Below are 21,040 nucleotides of genomic sequence, written 5' to 3' on the forward strand. Positions count from 1 at the left end.
TTTAAGTTTTATAATGTTAATTTAAGTCCTAATAAAAGAGATTTTGCTACAGGGTATGCACCTCTGTCTATGCCTAAATCTAAATTTACACTATCGCCGCCATAACTTTGAAGGTTAATTTCTGGGTCTAAACCAGAGTATTTTGTCCAAGTAATTAAGTTTTTAGCTTGAATAAATAACCTTAATGAATCTAAGCCTAATTTGTCTGTAAGATTATTAGAGAAATTATATCCTATTTGAATATTTTTTAATCTTAGGTAAGAACCGTCCTCAATATAATACGTACTAGCACTAGAGTAATGTTGTGCAGGGTTATTTGTTAATTTTGGTAAAGAAGATCCTGTGTTTGTAGGACTCCAAGAATTTAAATATCTGTAACTTTTAGCACCTGGAAAGCTATTAAAGTCTGTAAAGAACTTAGTAAAGTTGTAAATATCGTTACCTTCACTACCTTGAAATAATACAGCAAAGTCGAAGTTTTTATACTCTAAATTTAAGTTTAAACCATAGGTGAAGTCTGGGTGTGGGTTACCAATAAATGTTCTGTCATTATCATCAATAACACCATCTGGAACAACATCTCTATATTTAAAGGTTCCAATCTCTTTACCTAAATAGTCTCCTGTAGCGTCTAAGTCTTCTTGATTTTGGTTAATACCATCAATAATAAATCCATGAAAAGAGGCTAAAGGATGCCCTGCTTGTGTTCTAGACGGGAATGTTTCTCTAGCGGCATTACCATTTAAAAAATAGTCTGGGTTATCTGTTAATGATAATATTTTATTTTTATAAGAAGATATGTTAGCGTTGGCACTAAACTTAATATCATTACCTATAGAGCCATTGTAACCAATAGAAAAATCGAAACCTTTATTTTCTAAACTACCAAGATTATCGTATGGAGCGGTAACATGACCATTAATAGTAATATCTCCAGCGCTTCTTAAAAGCATGTCTACGGTTTCAGATTTATAGTATTCGAAGCTAAAGTTTACTTTGTTATCTAAAAGAGAACCATCAATCCCAATGTTTTTGGTTGTTGTAGTTTCCCATTTTAAATTTTGGTTACCAATTGAAGTTAAATTATATCCTGCGGCTGCTGATGAATTGCTGCCAGATACCGAGTAATTAGAAGTATTAACATCGTTTCCGTATAGGTTAAATACTCTACCTTGAGGAATACTTTCGTTTCCTAGCTCTCCATAACCAATTTTAATTTTTAAATCGTTTATAAAAGATACGTCTTGCATAAAGTTCTCATTAGATAATCTCCAAGCTGCACTATAAGACGGGAAATAACCTACTCTGTTTTTTTCTGTAAATCTAGAGGTCGCATCTCTACGCATAGAGAATGAAAGTAAATATTTGTCATTATAATTATAATCTAGCTTACCAAAGGCAGAGAAATAAGCTCTTTTTCCTCCAAAACCATAATTTGTGCTTGTTCCTGTACCAGCATCTAAATACCTGTAGTCTAGAGCGTTGGTAAAGAAGTCTGTGCGTCGACCACCAAAGGCTTTAAATTTACTTTTAAAGAACTCAGTTCCAACAAGTACGTCTATACCGTGGTTGTTAATGGTTGTGGAGTAGTTTAATGTGTTAAACCAAGTTGTAGAAATATCATAAGAGGTATTTTCGCTTAAACCATTTACAGATGTAGGTTCTGCAACTTCTGGGTTTAGCTGTGTGAAAAACGAACCATGGTAAGCTTCGTAATCTAAGCCTAGGTTGGTTTTAAATGTTAGGTCTTTAATTACATCAACTTCCATGTAAACATTACCTAAAGCACGCAACCTTCTTGCAACATTATTTTTATTTCTTTTGGCAGCGGCAACCGAGTTAAATCCGTTTCCTAAACCAGGGCTTTGAGTTCCGGCATAATTTCCAGCAATATCGTAAACAGGTAATATTGGGTCGGCTCTGTATATAAAATCGATATCACCATCAGAGTTTTGGTTGCCACCAATACCAACTTTATCGGAGTATGCAATATTAAAAGATTCTCCAAACCTAACACGGTCTGATGCTTTAAATTCAGAGTTAACTCTTAAAGTATATCTGTTAAAGTAAGACTCTAATGCTACACCATCTTGTTGTAAAACACCTAACCCAACATTAAACCTAGCAGTTTCTGTACCGCCAGACATTCCTAAATTGTGGTTTTGTACTAAAGCCGAGTTAAAGTACTCATCAAACCAATTGGTTCCTGCTTTGTTAGCTCTTGTAATTTTATTGGTAAGTGGGTGATATGTAGACTCATCAACAGTTTCAGCTCCTGCAGGAGTAAGATAGTTTGGTAAAACAGGGGTTGCTCCATTACCGTATTGAGGGTGCGAAGGTGTTGTGCCATCGTTTAAAAAGCGTGTCCAAATTACTTCGGCCGATTCTTGTGGCGTTATAGCTTTAGGAAAATCTGATTTAGCTATATAGTCTACACCTACAGTAGAACTAAAGGTTATTTTAGATTTGCTATTATATTTACCGCCTTTTGTAGTTATTATTATTACACCATTGGCAGCTCTAAATCCATAAATGGCAGAAGAAGATGCGTCCTTTAAAACTTGTACAGATTCTATATCGGCAGGGTTTAGTTGGTTTATTCCAGAGGTTGTAGGTGTACCATCAATAATATATAAAGGGTCGTTATTGTTAATAGTACCAAACCCTCTAATTCTTACTAATGCGCTTCCACCAGGACCACCTTCAGAGCCAACTTGTACTCCAGATGCTAAACCTTGTAAAGATTGCTCTACATTAACAGGTGATGTAGACTCTAAATCTTCAGATTTTACTACAGTTACAGAACCTGTTACATTTCTAGTAGATTGTTTAGAGTATCCAGTTACAACAACCTCGTTTAATTGGCTAGTGTTTTCTTTCATACTAACATTAATAGTGGTAGAGTTAGCTACTGTTATTTTAACAGTTTCCATTCCAATGTAAGAGAAAACAAGTATTTGCCCAGCCGAAGCTTGCAAGGAGTAGTTTCCATCAAAATCTGTTTGTGCTCCGTTTGTTGTTCCTTCAACAATTATATTTACACCAGGTAGTGGCACGCCACCCTCGTCTGTAACTGTTCCAGAAACAGGTGTTGTTTGAGCAAGAACCAAGTTTGAGACAAAAAGTACTGCTATTAGTAAATATTTTTTTATAAAAAAGTCTTTCATAATTTAAAATAGTTAGTTAATTTTTAATGAATAATTAGTGCGAGGCACCTTTTTTGTTTGAGTTGATTATGAAGATATTACACTAAACAAGAAAAAAACTATGCTAATTTTAAATTAATGAGTTTCAATACTTTTATTAATAAAAAAAGAAGTATAAATTTGTTTTTACTTAATAGATATTGTTTCGTGCAATATTTCATATTAACCTAGAAGTTGTTGGCGCATCTTCTGGGTTTTTTTTAAGAGTTAGTTTTTCTTCATATAATATATTTTAGTTTAGTTAGTTGTTGTTTTTTCGTTTTTAAGTTTGGGTTAAAAAACTTGAAAGTGCATGTTGTAAAATATGCGAATACTTAGTTTTGGTGAGAACAATGTATTTATAGATTTTTAAAGTTTTAGGTTTTTAAGAGAAAAGCACTCTAAAATTCATGAATTTTAGAGTGCTTTCTGTTTTCAAGGCTTATAAACGTTATGTTTTTAGTAAAATTAGTAGTGGTGTGTAGATTTAAAATTTTACTCGTTTTTTAATGTTTTAAACAAAAAATAAGGCTCATTTTTATTATTAAATGAGGTATTAATATGCAGTAATTGCGTTATTATTTATAGCAGATAAGAATATAAAAAAGTAATAAAAAAACCCTTATAATATTTTACAAGGGTTTTAGTGGAGTCGGAGAGAATCGAACTCTTTACTGCGAAACTAAAATATGCAAACATTTTATTATCAAGATGTTACATAATGGTAATTATGTGTTTTTAATTTTTATTGACACGAAAATGACACGTGTAAAAGCTGTTAATCTCTTTTAATACCTGTAGTTTTGCTTCTTTCAGTTTTTTCAAAACGCTCTTTTTTAATTATTTTTTCAATATCTTCAGATAAACAGCCGTTTTGGGTTTCAGAAAGTTTAAAAATTAATTTATTTTTTTTCATGGCTTCAATAATCATTATAAATTTTAAAAATCATCTTCTTACATTTTTTCGTCTTTTAAAAAATATACTATAGACGAATATTTTTCAGAAAATTCGTCTTTTGTTTCATATAACAATGATATAGGGTTTAATTTGGTTGGTTTATTTGGAGTGTTTAAAGTTATTCTTATTGAAAAATTTTTATTTATATCGATTACTTTGTATTGTTTAGTTTGAATAGTATTAAGAGTCTTCTTTACTTTTAGTCTTGATGGAGTATTGTTTGTTTTAATTATAATTATAGAGTCTAGAATTTGAATTCTCCCGTTCATTTTAACAGTTTGATTTTCATAAACCACTTTTTTAAAAGTATAATTTTGAGAAAAACAAATACCAGAAATTATTAGACACATTAGTGTAATGTTCAATTTTAACTTGTTAATATTCATATTTATTTAATTAAGATTTATCAAGAATCTGTGTATCAGATTTTTTTAAACTACTATTTATTTCTAATAAATTAATAACCTTAGTTTGTAGAATTCTATTTTCCTCAAGTATTTGAATGTACTTGTCTTTGTAACTATAAGTATTGGGTTCTTCAACCGTATTTATAATATTATTCTCTTGGTATAAATTTTTTATAATCATTTCGCCTTCGTTAAATAGAAGCCAATTGATATTTAGGTCAGGACATTTTTGTCTAATAATAGGTAAGAAGTCAACATTAAAACCTCCATCGCTTTTTAAAAAGCTCTCAGAAGCTTCAATTAAAATATTAAATTCACGTCTTGAAAATCCTTTAAAATCAGCGTATTGACGAATGTTTGTTTTTATTTTAGATATTTTTTTAGACATTTTTGTCTTAATTAGATTTTTTTGTCTTATGTTTGTATTATCAAATCATTACCAAGATAATAACAAAAACAATATAAACCAATAGGGATTTTATATGATATCTAAAGAAGAAAATTCTCGATTAAAAGAGGTGTTAGGAAATCATTACACTTCACTTGTTTTAGCTGAATTAAAAAAAAGGGGAGTTGTTAATAAAAACAATAAACCCCACACAGCTAATCAAGTAAGAGTAGTTTTTAACGGTGGTAGAGAACACGAAAAAATAGAAGAAGCTATATATAGTGCGGCGGAAACTGTAATAGCTACAAAATTATTGAAAAAAGCAAAACGAGAAAAAATTTTAAAATCGGCATAAAAAAACTCGTAGCGGTAACTACGAGTTTTAATAAAAATTAATCACAAAATCTTAAAACCTATGATTAACAAGAGCAAAATTAACAATTCTAATCCTAAACTCCCAATTGCAGGCGTATTACCTAGCGATAATAATGTAGAGTTTATTGGTGTACGCACAACAAAACAAGTTATTTGGATGCAAAACGGCTGTTCTCACTACTTTTCAGATTTACCGCTTAAATATTTTAACTTATTAAAGCGTGCTTATTTAAAAGACCACAAAGCACAACGTTTTTTAAGCAGAGTAACAGACCATTTACCAAGGCAAATAGAACTATTTACATATTATATGTATGGCGAGCTAGATGCCACGCCAGATATAAGTAATAATGTATTGCAGCCTTCTGAAAATTTTAGGCATAAAACAAATTGCCCAAGCCTATTATGGAGTACAAAAACCATAAACATAGGCAAACACATACTTACCCCGCGACAAATAGTAATTATTGATTTAATGGCTAAAGGATTAGCAGATAAACAAATAGCGTGTGTGTTAGGTATAGCTCATAAAACGCTAGACAATCATAAACAAAAATTATTTAAAGATTTGGGGGTTACCAGTAAGTACGATGTATTAAAATTATCATTCCAATATAAAATAGTAGCTTAATCATGCAGAAACACATAACATTAAAGGCTTATTGTGCTAAGTGTTTAAACTTAGTTTTTAAGCAAGTTTTTATCGTTAAAATTAAATCTATTTCAAGTTTAGAAAAATCAAACGATATTATATTAAAACAATTTCCAGACACGCTAACATGTTGCTCTTGTAACAACAACCAAATGTTAAGAAGCTACTCCTTTGTTCATGAGCATCAGTTTACTAAAGAAGATGCTTTAAAACGTCAAAAAGAAATAGATAGGTGTAAAGAACAAATAGCTGCCACAATGGATTATAATAACGATATATCCCATGAAGACAGACATACTCTTCGCGAATCATTCCAAAAGCAACTCGCTAAACTATTAGAACCTAATAACATTTTTACAACAAAACCATGAGCGATATACACATAATTTCCATTATAACTCTTGTGTTTGGTATGGCAACAATATTACACATTTTATGTAGAAAAAAACCATACACCACAGAAGAATGGAATAACATTTTAGAAGAAGAATTTAAAAAACATGGTCCAGTTCCAGAAGATAAAAACTAATAAAATTTAAATTATGAATTCACAAAAAATAAAATCAAAGCAATTTTTTACACACCAAGGAAAAAGTATAGCAGCTATAGTCGTGTTACCCGAAAACAATCAATTACGCCTTTACGTAGCATGGGAAAATGAACCAGCTGCAGAATCTGGTTTTATGGGCTTCTTTAAATCTACAAAGCTAGTAGATGATATTACACCAGAATTAATAGCCGAAACTATGGGATACGGAAAGGATATTGGACACCTTCCAGAAGCTAAGAAAATATTTAAGGCGCTATTTTAACCCAAATAGAATGATTAGTAGCAAGTTATTCTTAACCCAGAAGTTTATCATTGGTGTATTAATACCAATATATACACCAAGATAAACGCTGGTAATTTAATCAAAAAGATAATGAAAAAAACACAACAAACCGATCAAGAAAAAATAACAACAGGCATGATGCATTATGTTGAAGGCAAAAAATACAAACAATCATTATCAAGAGGTTTTTTAGCAGGAGCCAAGTTTTATAAAGAGGAAGTTTTAAATAATACCACAGCTAACCAATGAGATATACAAACACGTCGGTTGACAGAGTAAGAGAAGCAGATATTGTTAAAACCATTGGCGAATTTACAAGTTTAAAAAAGGTAGCAGGGAACTATAAATGTTGTTCGCCTTTTTCAGAAGAAAAAACACCATCGTTTACCGTGTCGCCAGTAAAACAAATCTTTAAATGTTTCTCAACAGGATTAGGAGGCGATGGAATAAAGTTTGTAATGCAGCATAAAGCAGTAGATTTTATTGAAGCCATAGAAATTATAGCAAAAATACATAACATATACCTTGAAAAAGAAGAAGTTACTCCAGAAATACAACGAAGGCTCGATCAAAAAGCCGAAATGTATAAATTTACAGAAACATCTTCACGTAGTTTTTATAATACTTATAAACAGTTGCCAAACAGCCATTGGGCAAAACAAATAATAACCGAACGCGAATTTAACCAAGAAAGCATTTTAAATTTTCAAATAGGATTTAATGGTAATGAAAATAAACTCACTAAATGGGCAATAGCAAATGGCACACTTGCAGTAGCTAAAGAGTTAGGGCTATCAAAAACAAAAAACAACAATAGTTATGATGTTTTTCGTAGCCGCATTATGTTTCCTATTCATAATGAAAAAGGAACAGTAGTTGGATTTGGTGGTAGACAAAATAACGACCCCAAACTAGACAAATCCTTTAAATACATAAACTCTCCATCAAGTTTAATTTACGACAAATCGAACGTGCTATACGGCTTATTTCAAGCCAAACACATTATAAATAAACTAGGGTCTGTAGTATTAACAGAAGGTTATACCGATGTTATAGCAATGCATCAAAACGGTTGCGAAAACACCGTGGCTAGTTGTGGCACCGCTTTAACCGACAAACATGCACAGTTGCTTAAAAAATATGCAGATGAAGTTGTTTTGCTTCGAGATGGAGATAAAGCCGGCTTAAAAACCATGCTTAAAAAAGATGGAGATATTGATATTTGTTTGGCTCATGGACTAAATGTTTCAATTTGTTTATTGCCCGATGGCGAAGATCCAGACACATTCTCTAGATCGCAATTAGATATGTATACCTGGATTCAAGACAACAAAAACGATGCTGTATTATTTAAAGCCAGTAATTTCGACTTGGTTAGAAATAGATATCAGCAAGATGTTGATAGCATGATAGAGTTTTACGATATTCAAATACAGGATGCTCTATCTGCTAAAATAGATTTAAATAGATTAACTGCCGACGAATTAAAAGCAGCAAAAGCAACAAATAAAGAAATTGCAAATAATGTTTCAAAAATAAAAAAAGAGTTAGCAAAAGAAAAAGCCGAAATTCAAAAAATAGATCCCTACAAAAAAACAAAAGCAGTAACCGAAATAGCCGAAACCCTTTTTAAAATTAAACACGAAGTAAAACGTGCTGAATATGTAAAGCAAATAGCAAAAATTTTAAAAATACCCACTACAGCCTTAAAAGCCGAAATAGGAAAATTTGAAATTAAAGCTGCTGAAGAAGAGCAAAAACAAAAAGAAGCCGATGGTACTTTATATTCAACTAAAAACTTAAAACTACCAGAAGGCGGAAGCATGGAAGAATATTTAGAGCATGGATTTTTAACAATAAAAAATCAATTCTTTTTTCCATTAAACGGCCATTTTATTGAAGGTACAGATTTTAAGTTTGAGCCACTTTTTCAAATTATGGGCGAAAAAGAAAATAAAAGATTAGGAGAAATAACTAATACAGCCAATCAAAAAAAAATTATAGAATTCGACTCAGAAATGTTAGCAAGTTTTGGCGAGTTTCGGCGCTTTCTATTCCGTCAAAACGGCTTCTTGTTTTATACAGATAACGGAATAAAAACCGAACATTTCGACAGATTTGTTAGGAGGTACAACCGTGCTTTCGAGCCAGCTCTTGAACTCTTAACAATGGGCTGGAATAAAAAACAATTTTTTGCCTTTGCGAATGGAGTAGAATGGAAAGGCAAATTTAGACCCGTAAATAAATACGGTATTATGCATTTAGAAGGAATAGACACTTCGGAAAATGAATACAATCAAAAAATAGATAATTACTACTCGCCATCATTCTCTGTGATGTATAAAGACGCACAAGAAGGCGACGATTTATATGAAAACGATAGGTATTTTGTGTATAAACAATCAGCAATATCTCTATCCGAATGGATGGATAAAATGATAACCGTATTTGAAGATAAAGCAATAATAGGCATACTTTTTAATTGTGGAGCCCTATTTCGCGATCTATTTTTACAACATTACACATCTTTTCCTTTATTAGGAGGTTTTGGCGAAACTGGTTCTGGAAAATCGGCATTTGGTTTAATATTACAAAATTTCTTTTACTACAGAATGGCAGGCGTAGACTTAACTCAAGTAACTCCTTCAGGACTATCAAAAACATTAACCAGGACGACTAATACCGTTGTTTTTTGTGATGAATTTCAAGACAAAAACATAAAAGAAGATGTCGCCAACTTAATTATGGGCGGATGGAATGGTAATGGGCGTGTAAAAAGTAAAGATATTGGCTCAACCAGAACAACTATAGAAAAAATACTGTCGGCCATTTATTATTGCGGACAGTTTATGCCTACCTTTAAAGATGGCGCTCTAGGAAATAGAACTATAGGACTGTATTTTAAAAAAGAAAACCGTACCAGCAAACAAAAAGAAAACTTTACAGATTTACAAAATATTACTAACGAGGGCATTAACAGCTTAATATGTAAAATTATAGAACATCGTCAATATTTTGAAAAATCGTTGCCGCGTACATATTCAGAATCAGAAAGAACACTAAAAGAGGAATTGAAAAACGAACAGTTTGATGAACGTGTGTTTAAAAACACATCAATGTTACTAACAACTTTCGAAATTTTAAAAACAAAAATAAATTTCCCTTTTGACGACGAAAAAGTATTAAGTCTCTGTAAAGATTTAATACTCACAAACTCCGAGCAAATATCCGATAGTAGTGGATTAAATGAGTTTTGGAATATTATTACTTGGCTTTTTGAACAAAAAAGAATTAAAGATCATCAAGAATTTGTAATAACAAGAGATGTTTCTTTTAAAATAATAGGAGAAAAAAGAAGCGAGTCCATACACGAAAATCAATCACGAGACCAAATACTCTACCTGCGTTTAAAATCAGTATATCAGTTTTATAATAAAGAAGCCACCACACGAGAAGGGGTAGACGTTTTAAATCAAACAACATTAAGAAATTACTTTAAATCCCGCCCCTATTTTATAGGACTTATAAAAGGAAAAAGATTTGGAACAGCAGGCACACAAAGCTGTTATGCATTTAACTATACAATGATGTTAGAAAAAGGCTTAGTAACCCTAGAAGAAGATACCAGTATAGAAGAACAAAAAGATATCAATGAAGTTATGAAAATCGCTTCAGAATCAAATGAATCAGAAGAAATTCCATTCGCATGATAGTTATAAAAACCGAAATAAGAAAAGCCACAACAAAAGATTTGTTATACGCAGCAGGTTGTTTAAAATTTGGTATCGTGTATTATTTGCAAGATCCAGTAAAACGAACAATTTCAGGACCATATTGCCTAGACAAATATCACAATAGCAAAATTCTAGAAAATTATTATAACAGCGGATTAATTTATGTACCAGTTATTGATTTTTCTTTTGATGTTGCTAACAACCTCCAGCAATTGGATTACAAAAAAAACTGTGAAATAAAAGGTATAAATAAAATTACTCCAGCAGAATATTTTAAAGCTTTCGATTCAAAATGAATATAACGTGTTACCTGATGAAGTGGACTCTTAAAAAAAAGTTATGCACCGTTAATTTTAGTAATAAAAATAGATATTATGTCATTTGGAAATGAAATAGGAAGAGAAATAGGAAAGCAATTTTTTAATAAACTACTAATACCATTTGCAATAGTTTTTGCAATAGGCTTTGCACTTGGAGCTTGGTTGTTCTAATGGTGCATACAAAAAGGGCGTGGCGTAGCCAAATGTTTATAACAGTATGAAAGCAATAGAATTTAATAAAATAGAACCTACTTGGTTTGATATAGAAGAAAACACAAAAAAAGAGTGTTTAAAAAACAATGTTGAACTTTATGATTATTTAGGAAGTTTCGTGAGGTTTAAGCTTTTTAATTACATAAAAAACAAAGCACTAATTGAAACAATAAAAAACCTTGATTTTAGTGATAAAATAGGTACACGTGCAATTTTAAATAAAAAGCATTTTTCAAGTAAAGAACGAGAATTAGAAATAGCTGTTTCTTCTTTTAATAAAAACAAAAAAGAAGTGTTTGAATGGCTTGATGAAACGAATAACCCCTACTTTTTTATATTAAATCCTGTTTTTGAATATGGTGCAGGAATTGATTATGAAAGTTGGGTAAATAAGAGATATGGTTATGTAAAAGTATCTCATACTGGAATACAAAATTTAGATATAGCGATTGATTACTTTAAATACAAGAGTGAGCCGACCGAGTAAGTCGCCCTTTTTTATTTTTGGTAACGAATATGTGTAAGATTTGTTTGCCTATTTACAAACTTGCTTCGGCAAATGAATTTTACACAGTGTTATGCATCTGTATTTTTAAAAAACCGCCTGACTGCGATAGCAGGCATAAAAAACATAATAAAATGAATAGAACTTTAAAATTTAGAGGAAAATTATTAAAAGACGGTGAATCTTTTAAAACTCATAAAAAAGGAATGATAATCGAAGGCGGTTATTACGAAGAAGGCGACAAAGCCTATATAGCTAAACACAGTAATATATTTGAAGTTGATAAAGAAACGGTAACACAAATGACTGGTTTTATAGCTGAAGGCGGTGATGTAATTTATGAAGGCGATATTGTTGAAAATAGTATAATTAAAGGAACAGTAATATGGCGTAGTTGCTCTTTTGTGGTTTATGATAAAAACAATGATTGGCTTTTATTAACTGTAGCTGCTGGAAAACGTTTAAAAATAATAGGAAACATTTACGATAAAAATAAATAATATGTTTTGGATAGGATTTACAATAGGATTTATAAGCGCAATAATAATTGCTGTTTTACTTTTTATTTGGCTAACAATTTGGAATTTAAAAAACTAAAAGAGATGAATGAGAAATCGATGATTAAGTTTGTAAAAAACGTGATGTTAAACGGAAATAACCCAAGAGGGGAAGAATCTGAAAAAAATTTAAAATGGGGATTACAAGAGTTTTTAAAAACTAATCATCCAATAAAAAACGAGCTGATAATTAAAGCTATACAGTTTGGCGCTACTTACAATGAAGAAATGAAAACTTTTGAATCCTTTAACAACGTAATTAAAAAGTTTTACGAAAAACATCCCGAAGCGAATGAATTGCCAAAACATTAATTATATACTGCGTATATGGTTAGTTTTTTGGTGCATAACAGTGGGGCGGTTTTTTGAAAATATTGTGCATAACGAATAGTAATATGGTATCGGCTGACGATAGGAAGCTGGACTATATTACGTGTTACCTGGCGAAGCGAACTGTAAACCTTTTAAAAATTGGCGTGGGTTTGCAAAACCCAAAATTATAGATTATGAGTAAGAAAAAAGTATTGAATTTACACGCTGGATTAGGCGGAAATGCTAAATATTGGGATAGAAACAAATATCACATAACAGCAGTAGAATTAGAACCTAAAATTGCAAAGGTTTATCAAGATAATAACCCGAATGATGAAGTTATTATTGATGATGCAATGGACTATCTAAAAAAACATAGAAACGAATATGACTTTATTTGGGATTCTCCACCTTGCCAAAAACATACCAGGATGATGAAAGCAACAAGGCACGATGTAGCTGATTACTTTGATGCTTCTTTATACCAAATAATCATATTCTTAACTCACTTTTATAAAGGAAAATGGATAGTTGAAAATGTGAAACCATATTACGAGCCTTTAATTAAACCAACTACAATAATGGGTCGGCATTATTTTTGGGCAAATTTTGAAATACTACCAATTGAAGTGCCAAACATTAAAGGATTTATTACAAATGGAACAGTTGCAGAAACTCAAAAAATGAAAGACTGGTTAGGAATACAGTATGAAGGTAATATTTACTATAAAGGGAATCATTGCCCTGGACAGGTGTTAAGAAATTGTGTGCATCCAGAAGTGGGTTTGCATATTATCAATGAATCTGAAAGAGTTGGTTTATTTAGTGCAATATGATTTATACACGAGTGTATGAAGCGTTTTGTACCCGTACAGCCGTATGAGTAAGTCGCCGATTTTTAAAAGGTTTATTGCAGGTAACGGATAGTTGTATGATTAGTAGTGGAATAATAACTTTAAAAATATAAACAATGACAGAAGTTGAAATAAAACATAAAATAGCAGTAGCCATTGCGTCAAGACAGATGACAAAAGATGGTATAAATGAATCTACGGAAATTATATATAAACTCTTAAATGAGCTATTAATTATACAACGTGTTACCCAACAGCGTGAACTGTTTGATGCGGTGTTAGATTTTAGCGAAGAGTTACCAATGTGTACGGAAGATTATCATAGAAGCGAACTGTGGAAAAGATACAAAGCATTAAATTGTGGGTAACGGTTACGTTTATGAAGTGTTGCGTTCAAAACATAAAAGTTAATTGATATACTAAAAAAACAAAAAAATAGAAGTGCCAACAAAAAGACAAAATATGAATTTATATCTAAATACCGACTTAAATGATATTGAAGGCGAAATATGGATTGACGCATTTTCCTTAGATGGCTATTATGAGGTTTCAAATTTTGGAAGAATTAAATCGGTTGGTAGATATGTAAATACTAAGGGTGGTCAAAGATGGAAAAAAGAAATAATAGTAAAACAATTTCTTGACAAAACAGGTAATCTTAAATATAGATTTAGCATGAATGGTAGTCAAATAGATATCTACTTACCAAGACTGTTTTACTTTTCATTTAACACTAATACAAATATTAAAGGCCGTGACTGGGTTGTTATGCACAAAAACAAAAATAAAACTGATAACCGAATTGAAAATTTAAAATACGTTACATGTTCGGCTTCTCATGAAGTTAATTTTAAAAAAGGAATATCTGGACACCAATTAGAAGAAGGAAGAAAAGTACATAGAAAATTTACTAGGGAAAATTCAATTTTTGATGAAAACGGAAAAACAGTTAATAGAACTTGTAAGGATTGTATGAAAACCCTTCCTCAATCAAAGTTTGATGCTTATGGCACTAATACTTGTAATAAATGTAAGTATCAAAAATGGAAGAAGCGACAAGAAAAATTAAAAGAATTAGATTTCGATGAATTTGAAAAGAAAAGAATAGCTAGAAATGAACAGATTTATGAAGCTAGAAGAAAAAGAAATTCCCGTAAGTAGCTAAAAAGAGCGCAAAGGCTTTTTTGTTTTTCTCTGGATAGAAACCGAACCATAGTAAAAATGAACTGACCTAAGCAATACTTTATAACGTTAAAATATATGATTTCGGTTGCGTGTGAAAGCACTATCGAGAATAGATATTAAATACTTTGGTTATAACTCTGAAACTTTCAGAAGTGGACGGATTTAAGCAACTGAATTATATACGTTGTTGTAAATTGGTGCGGTAATTTTAACACTTAATTATTTGGTATTTACAAAGTATTTACTATCTTTGCTTATATAAACTTAAAAACAGATAATTATGAAAACTGATTTAATTATTAAAATGGCTTGGGAACTAAACGAAATGTGGGATGATGTAAACGGTGTGTTAAGCATACCAAGTGATTTTGCAGTTCATTGGCTTTGGAAAAAATACGATAAGAAAGTTTCGTTTAGTGATTGTTTAGACGCATACAAATTAGCCTTACAATAGTAGATATGAGTAAAACTAAAAAAGTAACCATAACCTTAACAGAAGAGCAACAAACAAAAGCACGGAACTTATCTGTTTTGATACTTGGGAAAGAGAACATAAGTGGATTAATAGGATATATGATTAACAAACTTGATAAAGAATACAATAGTTAGCACTTGTTTACAACGGATTTGGCTATGATTAGTAGCGTGGAATAATAAATAAATTAAATATTGAAACTATGGATTTAAACAAAGAACAAAAAGAGATAATACTTTGGTTAGTAAACAATGAATTAAATAAGACTAAAGACGGTCATTTTAACACAGAGGTTTTATGTGAAATAAGAGATGCTATTAATTATAGCCGTTGTTGTAAACCGAAAGGGAACTGTAAAATTACGTGCTTAATAACTTATTGGACTTTTATAGATAGCGGACACGCAATGATTGATGATTATAGGACTAAAGTTAGTAGAATAGTAGAAGTTGATAAATTAAGCGATTTAAATGATAAATACAACAACTTGGTAGATGTTAAAATCCTAAAGTAATTTTATTGTTTACAACAACCTCATATACACACCTTTTAAAAAATATACTAATTTAAATACAAATACAAATGGAAAATTACATTAAAGATTATTGCGATTATTTGAATATTTCAGGAAAATCAGAAAGAACAATAACTATTTATAAGAGTATTTTGGTTAAGTTTTTAAAATTATATCCCAAACCTAGATTAGTAACTCGGCAGCAAATAATTAAATTTATGTTGCAAAGAGGTAAAGCAAGAACGATACAACAAACGCATGGCGCTTTAAACCATTTTTATGGCGGAGTCTTACAATTGAGTTATATAAAGAAAATACCCCAACCAAAAGCTCCAGATTTTATTCCTAATATTTTAAGTCAAATCGAAGTATTTAATCTATTTCAAAATATGAAAAATTTAAAACACGAAGCTCTTTTGCAATTAATGTATAGTGGTGCATTTCGAGTTGGCGAAACTCTAAATATAAAACTTGTCGATGTTAGTAAAACCAAAAATCAAATAAAAATAATATCTGGTAAAGGAAACAAAACAGCATATGTGCCTATTCCTGAAGCTACAAAATTATTGTTGCGCGAATACTATATTAAATACAAACCAAAAGTGTATTTGTTCGAAGGCCCTAAAGGAGGGAAGTATAGTGCTTCGAGTGTTCGTAAAGTTTTAAAACAAGCATTATTAAGAATTAATATTACCAGGAATATTCGAGTTCATGATTTAAGACACTCTAGAGCTACGCATTTATTAGAAAATGGGATGGATATTAAAATTTTAAAAGATATTTTACGACACAAAAAAATGGAAACCACAGAACGCTACACGCATTTAACCACATCGTCTTTAGAAAAGGCAATGCGCGCTGCAGATATAAAAATGCAATTAACACTTCCAGCTTCAAAACAGCTTCAGGCAGCTTAAGCTTAACCCCGCATCCCCGATTTTTAAAACCGCTATAAAGCGGTTTTTTGCATTATAAAATATTGTGATGAAAATAAAAGCTTTAAAAACCTAATTAATTAGTTCTTAAACCATATTTATTTTTTTTCTATTTCAAACACCCCCCGCAACCCCAAAATTAAAAAACTTTTACAGATAAAGCCGCCATAAAACGTTCATCCGTTCAACTTTTCCAACATTATATATATTATTTATTGTAACTGTTTAATTATTAGTTAATTAGCGTTTTTTTTATTGAAAAAATATAAGTGTTTTTTGTTGGAAAACGTTGAACGATGTTTTTTTTGTTCCAACATTTACAACTGTTGTTCAACGTTTTCCAACAATTAAAATAAACTTAAGTGTTTGTTTTTTAGTTGTTTGTGTTGTTTGTTGGAAAAGTTGAACAATAATTCAACGAAATTAAAGGCACTTAGAAATTAGTCCTATTTTGAGGTTTTTAATAAAATTATATTTGTTGAAATAAAAAAATGTAAAAAAATGTCAACAAAACCTGCAATTAAAATTTTTGAAAGAATTACTAAAAAATCAAAAGGCCGACCGTTTAATTCTTTAAAAGAAGTAAAAAATGAAGGTACAGAAACATCAGTAAAGATTGCTGTAGAAGAATTAAAAAACAAAAAAGTTTCATATTTTGAAATTATAGGCGATGGCGTTAAAACATCATATTCTTTAACCTTATCAGGTAAAAATTACGTAATAAAAGCCAGAAAAATATAAAAAAAAGTGGTATTTTGTTTTTTATAAAAACTGCACATTATGCCTGGAACAATAATTCTAAATTTGCCCTTAAAGCCTTATTTAAAAAAATACTTAACTCAAAAATATGGAGACACACACTGTGTAAGTAGACGTTCTTGGTTAGGTAGGTATCTTATAGATATTTTAGATAAAAATTATAGAAAAGCCAATACCAATATAAGTAAAGAAGACTATTATTCAATTAACATTCCTGCATCTATAATTAAAGAAGTGGGTTTTGATATTTCTGCAACAAAATTAAAGCATTTGTCAGAAATGGTTCATAAAGTTTTTTTAAACGATTTGTATAGTTATATAGAAGTATCAGTAGGAAGTAACCTTAAGTTTTATAATGACACGCATAATTCAACCAACAATCAAAACACATTAAGAGCTATAAGTCAATTTTTAAAATTTTATAATATTTCTGAAGACGAAATAAGCCCAGATTCAATTTATAGAACTTTTTATAGAGATAGAAAAAGTAACAAATCTAAACCTTGCACTAAACATCAAATTTTAAAACATTAATAACAATAAGGTTTTCCGTGTATGACAGTTTTTGGAAATCTTTTTTTTATCCTAAATTGATTAAAAATGAGTAATACAAATACAAATTTAGAAGAACAAACTGGCGGATGGTTTAGTGTAAATATAATAAGTGTTGATGATTTAGAATATTGCCCTAGTTTTTTAACCAACACCAATGCTTTTAGTATTAAAATTTCTTTAACTGATGATGATTTAAATATACTACCTGTTGGCGAAAAGATTAACATCACAGCGCCACCTCAAAAAAGCACATCGGGCATACTATATAATATTAAAGCCGATATCGAGTTTAAAAATCAATCAAAAAAAATAGACACTTATTTAAATAAATACTTAAACCAGAAAGTAGTATTAATAGGTGTTAAACATTTTGGACAGCAAGTTATTTACGGATCAAAGCAATACCCTTTAGATTTTTATTACCAAAATATTAATGGCAAAAATTATGAAGACGGGTCTTCGATTAAAGTTGTTATAAGCGGAAAAATACCGCAAAAGCCTGTATTTATTAACGATTAGGTTCTTTAAAAAAAACTGTCCTATTTTAAAAACTACTATAAAATTATGTTTGTAATGTGCTAATAAAAGCATGTTTCAAATGAATAAAAATTTTTACAGTCTTTTAAGTGATAATTGGATGTTTACTGATAATAGTAAGTCTATTCTATATCCTTATTTATTTCAAATAATAAATGGTAAAGATATTTTAATAAAAAATACGTTACCACAAACTACACATTATTTTCAATCTGTAAGCGGTTTAAAATCATCCTCTAATACTTCAGAAACCTTACCAAAACACACATCTGTTGCTATTATAAACATTCATCACCCTATTTTTAAATACGATCAAGAATGCGGGCCAAAAGGCACGCAATCTATAATAAATATGATGGAGTCATGGAGAAATGAAGCAGAAATAGCTGGTGTTGTTTTAAATGTAAACTCTGGCGGTGGTCAAGCTTCTGGAAATGCAGAGTTTGCAGAGTTTATAAATAATTATCCAAAACCAGTTGAAGTATTTACAAAAGATATTATAGGAAGTGCAGCCTATTATTTTAGTGCCGCAGCAAAAAAAATTACAGCACATAAACATGCTGATTTTATAGGCTGCATAGGTAGCATGTACCATAGTGTAAATTTAGAAGGCGTAATAAAAAAGAAAGGCGGCACAATTAATGAATTTTATGCTGATTTGTCTCCAGAAAAAAACATTCAAAGTAGAGAACTTAAAAAAGGAAATGAACGCCCGTTAATTGAAGCAATTTTAAATCCAAGTGCGGAACAATTTCATAATGATATGAAAATTTATAGGCCGCAACTAACCGAAAAAGCTTTAAAAGGCGATATTTTTTCGCCAAACAATGCGCTTAAAGAAGGACTAATTGATGCTATAGGAACTTTAGAAGACGTTGTTAATAGTGTTTTTGAAACTTCAAAAACTAAAAATAAATCCAATACAAATAATTCAAAAAACAATACAATGAGCAAAATTAACGTGCCTTTAATTGAAGCCGTTATTGGCGATTCTTTTTCTGAAGGCGAAACAGAAAATGGTATAATTTTAACCGATGAACAGGCTACAGCTATAGAAAATAGTTTATCTGAAAAAGACTCCGTAATACAAGATGCCAAAACTAAGGCAGATGCTGACAACGAAACTATTACAAGTTTAAAATCAACCAATACCCAACTTACTAGCCTTATACAAAAGGCCTTAAAAGAAGCCGAAGTAGAAAATGCAAGTGCTATGAGCAACGAAAAAGGTATAGAAGTTTTATCTGCATTGGTGGCAGAGTATGGCGCTCGAGATGGAGCTTCTACCACACAAACTTTAAATACAATTACAGAAGAAGATGTAGACACTAATATGGTGGGCGATATTGATATTTCTGCAGCGATGAATAATTAATTTTTAAAACCTAAAAAATGGGAATTACAAAAACCGATATAGTTACTGATTTTGGCGCACACTATATTCCAGAAGGGCAAAACGAAAAACGTTTACTGTCTGCTTTACGCCAAAAATCTGTTACAACAAGCTATGCAAAACCATTAATTTATGATGGAGATACATATCGTTTTTCTAATGTTGTTTTAGGAGAAATTGTACAACAATTTCAAAAGAAATTCACGCCTAAAGGCGATATTGAATTTAAACCAAATGACATTGTTTTAAGAAATCTTAAAATAGATTTGTCATTATACCCAGACGATGTAAAAGCGTCGTGGTTAGGTTTTTTAGAAGGCGTAAACGAGCAAGAGCGTGCTAAATGGCCAATTGTACGCTATATGATTGAGAACGAAGTTATTCCTCAATTAAAAGAAGATTTAGAACTTAAAGGCTACTTTAAAGGTAGTTGGGTTGCTCCAACATCCGATGTTGCTGGAACAGCTACTGGATCTATTGATGGTGTTAAAAAATTATTAGACGCAGGAATTGCAGACTCTAGCATGCAAAATGTAGCATTAACAGCAGCTATTAGTTCTGCAAATGCTTTTGATATGATTGAAGAGTTTGTAGATAATATAGATTCTTTATTAGATGGTGTAAAAAAACGCGTATATATGGATCCAAAAGTGTTACGTTGGTACCATAGAGATAAACGCAACACGCATGGTGTTGATGTGAATTATGATCCTAACAAACCTGTTGTTGATTTTACTAATGTTGAGTTGGTAGGCTTACCATCTATGGCTGGCGAAAAATACTTATGGTGTACTCCTGTAGACAATTTCCTTTATATACGTAGAGTTAATGGAATGAAAAAACCAAGAATTGAAGAAAGCCAAAGAGAGGTTTATTTAATGGCCGATTGGTGGGAAGGACTAGGGTTTGGACATAACGAGTTGGTATATGTGTCAACCTGGGTATAACCTTTAAAAAAAATAAATATGAATAAAACAGAATTATTAGCACGAGCTCAAGAGCTTAATATTGAAGTTGCTAAAGGTGCTACAAATCTAGAAATAGAATCTTTAATTAAAATAGCCGAACACCCGCAGTTAGTTAAAGATTTAAAAGAAGCAAACCAAGCTCTTAAATCAGAGTCTGAGAATCTAAAACAAGCAAACCAAGCTCTTGAATCAGAGTCTGAGAAGCTAAAACAAGCAAAACAAGATCTTGAAACGCTTCAATTAAAATTAAATAAAACAGAACCTGTTAAAGGCGCTATATTTAAAACTGCAGATGCTACTTTCGAATTTAGTGTTTCTAATTTTAGATTTAAAGGCGAGAAATACACTTCTGAAGAAGCTGTTAACAATGAGGTGTTAATGGCTCAATTAATTGAGGCTAATTGTAATTTCTTAAAACAAATATAA

Annotated in this window: 27 protein-coding genes; 23 read left to right on the top strand and 4 right to left on the bottom strand. The window is 30.8% G+C overall.

The genetic code is table 11. From position 1 onward, the window contains the following. Positions 1-8 precede the first annotated feature (8 nt). From ACNG5D_RS13015 to ACNG5D_RS13030, 4 genes are all read right to left on the bottom strand, one after another. A complete protein-coding gene (locus ACNG5D_RS13015) occupies positions 9-3,167 on the bottom strand; it encodes a SusC/RagA family TonB-linked outer membrane protein (protein ID WP_418183959.1) in 3,159 nt (1,052 codons plus the stop codon). 796 nt (positions 3,168-3,963) lie between these two features. Beyond that, positions 3,964-4,101: a hypothetical protein gene (locus ACNG5D_RS13020; protein WP_418183960.1), complete on the bottom strand. Its 138-nt coding sequence runs from the start codon at positions 4,099-4,101 to the stop codon at positions 3,964-3,966. Positions 4,102-4,139: 38 nt separating this feature from the next. Further along, positions 4,140-4,412 (bottom strand): hypothetical protein, encoded by a 273-nt coding sequence (locus tag ACNG5D_RS13025; protein WP_418183961.1) that lies wholly within the window; start codon positions 4,410-4,412, stop codon positions 4,140-4,142. Positions 4,413-4,539: 127 nt separating this feature from the next. After that, the gene (locus ACNG5D_RS13030; protein WP_418183962.1) at positions 4,540-4,938 is read right to left on the bottom strand and encodes a hypothetical protein; all 399 of its coding nucleotides are present in this window, start codon (positions 4,936-4,938) and stop codon (positions 4,540-4,542) included. A gap of 94 nt (positions 4,939-5,032) precedes the next feature. Between ACNG5D_RS13030 and ACNG5D_RS13035 the strand changes: the two genes are divergently transcribed. From ACNG5D_RS13035 to ACNG5D_RS13145, 23 genes are all read left to right on the top strand, one after another. Beyond that, the gene (locus ACNG5D_RS13035; RefSeq protein WP_418183963.1) at positions 5,033-5,293 is read left to right on the top strand and encodes a hypothetical protein; all 261 of its coding nucleotides are present in this window, start codon (positions 5,033-5,035) and stop codon (positions 5,291-5,293) included. Between the two features lie 60 nt (positions 5,294-5,353). After that, entirely contained in the window at positions 5,354-5,944 is a 591-nt protein-coding gene (locus ACNG5D_RS13040) for a response regulator transcription factor (RefSeq protein WP_418183964.1), read from the top strand. Positions 5,945-5,946: 2 nt separating this feature from the next. Then, on the top strand, positions 5,947-6,336 hold the full coding sequence (locus tag ACNG5D_RS13045; RefSeq protein WP_418183965.1) for a hypothetical protein: 390 nt from the start codon (positions 5,947-5,949) through the stop codon (positions 6,334-6,336). Beyond that, entirely contained in the window at positions 6,333-6,494 is a 162-nt protein-coding gene (locus ACNG5D_RS13050; protein ID WP_418183966.1) for a hypothetical protein, read from the top strand. Before ACNG5D_RS13045 ends, ACNG5D_RS13050 begins: the two co-directional genes overlap by 4 nt. Positions 6,495-6,507: 13 nt before the next feature. Next, positions 6,508-6,777, top strand: a complete 270-nt coding sequence (locus ACNG5D_RS13055; protein WP_418183967.1) for a hypothetical protein — start codon at positions 6,508-6,510, stop codon at positions 6,775-6,777. A 111-nt stretch (positions 6,778-6,888) separates the two neighbouring features. Further along, a complete protein-coding gene (locus tag ACNG5D_RS13060) occupies positions 6,889-7,047 on the top strand; it encodes a hypothetical protein (protein WP_418183968.1) in 159 nt (52 codons plus the stop codon). Then, the gene (gene dnaG / locus ACNG5D_RS13065; RefSeq protein WP_418183969.1) at positions 7,044-10,508 is read left to right on the top strand and encodes a DNA primase; all 3,465 of its coding nucleotides are present in this window, start codon (positions 7,044-7,046) and stop codon (positions 10,506-10,508) included. The genes ACNG5D_RS13060 and dnaG overlap by 4 nt, the downstream gene beginning before the upstream one ends. Continuing rightward, positions 10,505-10,828 carry a hypothetical protein gene (locus tag ACNG5D_RS13070; RefSeq protein ID WP_418183970.1) on the top strand — a complete coding sequence of 108 codons (324 nt, stop codon included), beginning with the start codon at positions 10,505-10,507 and terminating at the stop codon, positions 10,826-10,828. The genes dnaG and ACNG5D_RS13070 overlap by 4 nt, the downstream gene beginning before the upstream one ends. A gap of 241 nt (positions 10,829-11,069) precedes the next feature. Continuing rightward, on the top strand, positions 11,070-11,552 hold the full coding sequence (locus ACNG5D_RS13075) for a hypothetical protein (protein ID WP_418183971.1): 483 nt from the start codon (positions 11,070-11,072) through the stop codon (positions 11,550-11,552). 152 nt (positions 11,553-11,704) lie between these two features. Further along, the gene (locus tag ACNG5D_RS13080; RefSeq protein WP_418183972.1) at positions 11,705-12,070 is read left to right on the top strand and encodes a YopX family protein; all 366 of its coding nucleotides are present in this window, start codon (positions 11,705-11,707) and stop codon (positions 12,068-12,070) included. Positions 12,071-12,172: 102 nt separating this feature from the next. Beyond that, a complete protein-coding gene (locus ACNG5D_RS13085) occupies positions 12,173-12,439 on the top strand; it encodes a hypothetical protein (protein WP_418183973.1) in 267 nt (88 codons plus the stop codon). Positions 12,440-12,633: 194 nt separating this feature from the next. Beyond that, entirely contained in the window at positions 12,634-13,275 is a 642-nt protein-coding gene (locus tag ACNG5D_RS13090; protein ID WP_418183974.1) for a DNA cytosine methyltransferase, read from the top strand. A 134-nt stretch (positions 13,276-13,409) separates the two neighbouring features. Beyond that, on the top strand, positions 13,410-13,661 hold the full coding sequence (locus ACNG5D_RS13095) for a hypothetical protein (RefSeq protein ID WP_418183975.1): 252 nt from the start codon (positions 13,410-13,412) through the stop codon (positions 13,659-13,661). Positions 13,662-13,755: 94 nt separating this feature from the next. Next, positions 13,756-14,454 (top strand): NUMOD4 domain-containing protein, encoded by a 699-nt coding sequence (locus ACNG5D_RS13100; protein ID WP_418183976.1) that lies wholly within the window; start codon positions 13,756-13,758, stop codon positions 14,452-14,454. A 304-nt stretch (positions 14,455-14,758) separates the two neighbouring features. After that, positions 14,759-14,932: a hypothetical protein gene (locus ACNG5D_RS13105; RefSeq protein ID WP_418183977.1), complete on the top strand. Its 174-nt coding sequence runs from the start codon at positions 14,759-14,761 to the stop codon at positions 14,930-14,932. Positions 14,933-15,155: 223 nt separating this feature from the next. Beyond that, complete coding sequence (locus ACNG5D_RS13110; RefSeq protein ID WP_418183978.1) at positions 15,156-15,467, top strand: hypothetical protein; 312 nt, start codon at positions 15,156-15,158, stop codon at positions 15,465-15,467. A gap of 68 nt (positions 15,468-15,535) precedes the next feature. Beyond that, positions 15,536-16,384 (top strand): tyrosine-type recombinase/integrase, encoded by an 849-nt coding sequence (locus ACNG5D_RS13115; protein WP_418183979.1) that lies wholly within the window; start codon positions 15,536-15,538, stop codon positions 16,382-16,384. A gap of 519 nt (positions 16,385-16,903) precedes the next feature. Continuing rightward, a complete protein-coding gene (locus tag ACNG5D_RS13120; protein ID WP_418183980.1) occupies positions 16,904-17,143 on the top strand; it encodes a hypothetical protein in 240 nt (79 codons plus the stop codon). Positions 17,144-17,182: 39 nt separating this feature from the next. Continuing rightward, a complete protein-coding gene (locus ACNG5D_RS13125; RefSeq protein ID WP_418183981.1) occupies positions 17,183-17,695 on the top strand; it encodes a hypothetical protein in 513 nt (170 codons plus the stop codon). Positions 17,696-17,761: 66 nt separating this feature from the next. Continuing rightward, positions 17,762-18,235, top strand: coding sequence for a hypothetical protein (locus ACNG5D_RS13130; RefSeq protein WP_418183982.1), 474 nt, complete (start codon positions 17,762-17,764; stop codon positions 18,233-18,235). Positions 18,236-18,314: 79 nt separating this feature from the next. Next, on the top strand, positions 18,315-19,628 hold the full coding sequence (locus ACNG5D_RS13135; protein WP_418183983.1) for a S49 family peptidase: 1,314 nt from the start codon (positions 18,315-18,317) through the stop codon (positions 19,626-19,628). Positions 19,629-19,645: 17 nt separating this feature from the next. Then, complete coding sequence (locus ACNG5D_RS13140; protein ID WP_418183984.1) at positions 19,646-20,593, top strand: hypothetical protein; 948 nt, start codon at positions 19,646-19,648, stop codon at positions 20,591-20,593. 18 nt (positions 20,594-20,611) lie between these two features. Continuing rightward, the gene (locus ACNG5D_RS13145) at positions 20,612-21,040 is read left to right on the top strand and encodes a hypothetical protein (RefSeq protein WP_418183985.1); all 429 of its coding nucleotides are present in this window, start codon (positions 20,612-20,614) and stop codon (positions 21,038-21,040) included.

Source organism: Algibacter ulvanivorans, assembly GCF_048381495.1.
Lineage (GTDB): Bacteria > Bacteroidota > Bacteroidia > Flavobacteriales > Flavobacteriaceae > Algibacter_B > Algibacter_B ulvanivorans.

Bases quoted from the DNA above. Each gene is read 5' to 3' on its own strand.
- ACNG5D_RS13130 (WP_418183982.1), top strand. From the start codon at position 17,762: ATGAGTAATACAAATACAAATTTAGAAGAACAAACTGGCGGATGGTTT.
- ACNG5D_RS13045 (WP_418183965.1), top strand. From the start codon at position 5,947: ATGCAGAAACACATAACATTAAAGGCTTATTGTGCTAAGTGTTTAAAC.
- ACNG5D_RS13105 (WP_418183977.1), top strand. From the start codon at position 14,759: ATGAAAACTGATTTAATTATTAAAATGGCTTGGGAACTAAACGAAATG.
- ACNG5D_RS13075 (WP_418183971.1), top strand. From the start codon at position 11,070: ATGAAAGCAATAGAATTTAATAAAATAGAACCTACTTGGTTTGATATA.
- ACNG5D_RS13120 (WP_418183980.1), top strand. From the start codon at position 16,904: ATGTCAACAAAACCTGCAATTAAAATTTTTGAAAGAATTACTAAAAAA.
- ACNG5D_RS13060 (WP_418183968.1), top strand. From the start codon at position 6,889: ATGAAAAAAACACAACAAACCGATCAAGAAAAAATAACAACAGGCATG.
- ACNG5D_RS13070 (WP_418183970.1), top strand. From the start codon at position 10,505: ATGATAGTTATAAAAACCGAAATAAGAAAAGCCACAACAAAAGATTTG.
- ACNG5D_RS13125 (WP_418183981.1), top strand. From the start codon at position 17,183: ATGCCTGGAACAATAATTCTAAATTTGCCCTTAAAGCCTTATTTAAAA.
- ACNG5D_RS13020 (WP_418183960.1), bottom strand. From the start codon at position 4,101: ATGAAAAAAAATAAATTAATTTTTAAACTTTCTGAAACCCAAAACGGC.
- ACNG5D_RS13030 (WP_418183962.1), bottom strand. From the start codon at position 4,938: ATGTCTAAAAAAATATCTAAAATAAAAACAAACATTCGTCAATACGCT.
- ACNG5D_RS13055 (WP_418183967.1), top strand. From the start codon at position 6,508: ATGAATTCACAAAAAATAAAATCAAAGCAATTTTTTACACACCAAGGA.
- ACNG5D_RS13050 (WP_418183966.1), top strand. From the start codon at position 6,333: ATGAGCGATATACACATAATTTCCATTATAACTCTTGTGTTTGGTATG.
- ACNG5D_RS13040 (WP_418183964.1), top strand. From the start codon at position 5,354: ATGATTAACAAGAGCAAAATTAACAATTCTAATCCTAAACTCCCAATT.
- ACNG5D_RS13090 (WP_418183974.1), top strand. From the start codon at position 12,634: ATGAGTAAGAAAAAAGTATTGAATTTACACGCTGGATTAGGCGGAAAT.
- ACNG5D_RS13085 (WP_418183973.1), top strand. From the start codon at position 12,173: ATGAATGAGAAATCGATGATTAAGTTTGTAAAAAACGTGATGTTAAAC.
- ACNG5D_RS13095 (WP_418183975.1), top strand. From the start codon at position 13,410: ATGACAGAAGTTGAAATAAAACATAAAATAGCAGTAGCCATTGCGTCA.
- ACNG5D_RS13100 (WP_418183976.1), top strand. From the start codon at position 13,756: ATGAATTTATATCTAAATACCGACTTAAATGATATTGAAGGCGAAATA.
- ACNG5D_RS13145 (WP_418183985.1), top strand. From the start codon at position 20,612: ATGAATAAAACAGAATTATTAGCACGAGCTCAAGAGCTTAATATTGAA.
- ACNG5D_RS13035 (WP_418183963.1), top strand. From the start codon at position 5,033: ATGATATCTAAAGAAGAAAATTCTCGATTAAAAGAGGTGTTAGGAAAT.
- ACNG5D_RS13080 (WP_418183972.1), top strand. From the start codon at position 11,705: ATGAATAGAACTTTAAAATTTAGAGGAAAATTATTAAAAGACGGTGAA.
- dnaG (WP_418183969.1), top strand. From the start codon at position 7,044: ATGAGATATACAAACACGTCGGTTGACAGAGTAAGAGAAGCAGATATT.
- ACNG5D_RS13015 (WP_418183959.1), bottom strand. From the start codon at position 3,167: ATGAAAGACTTTTTTATAAAAAAATATTTACTAATAGCAGTACTTTTT.
- ACNG5D_RS13135 (WP_418183983.1), top strand. From the start codon at position 18,315: ATGAATAAAAATTTTTACAGTCTTTTAAGTGATAATTGGATGTTTACT.
- ACNG5D_RS13140 (WP_418183984.1), top strand. From the start codon at position 19,646: ATGGGAATTACAAAAACCGATATAGTTACTGATTTTGGCGCACACTAT.
- ACNG5D_RS13025 (WP_418183961.1), bottom strand. From the start codon at position 4,412: ATGAACGGGAGAATTCAAATTCTAGACTCTATAATTATAATTAAAACA.
- ACNG5D_RS13110 (WP_418183978.1), top strand. From the start codon at position 15,156: ATGGATTTAAACAAAGAACAAAAAGAGATAATACTTTGGTTAGTAAAC.
- ACNG5D_RS13115 (WP_418183979.1), top strand. From the start codon at position 15,536: ATGGAAAATTACATTAAAGATTATTGCGATTATTTGAATATTTCAGGA.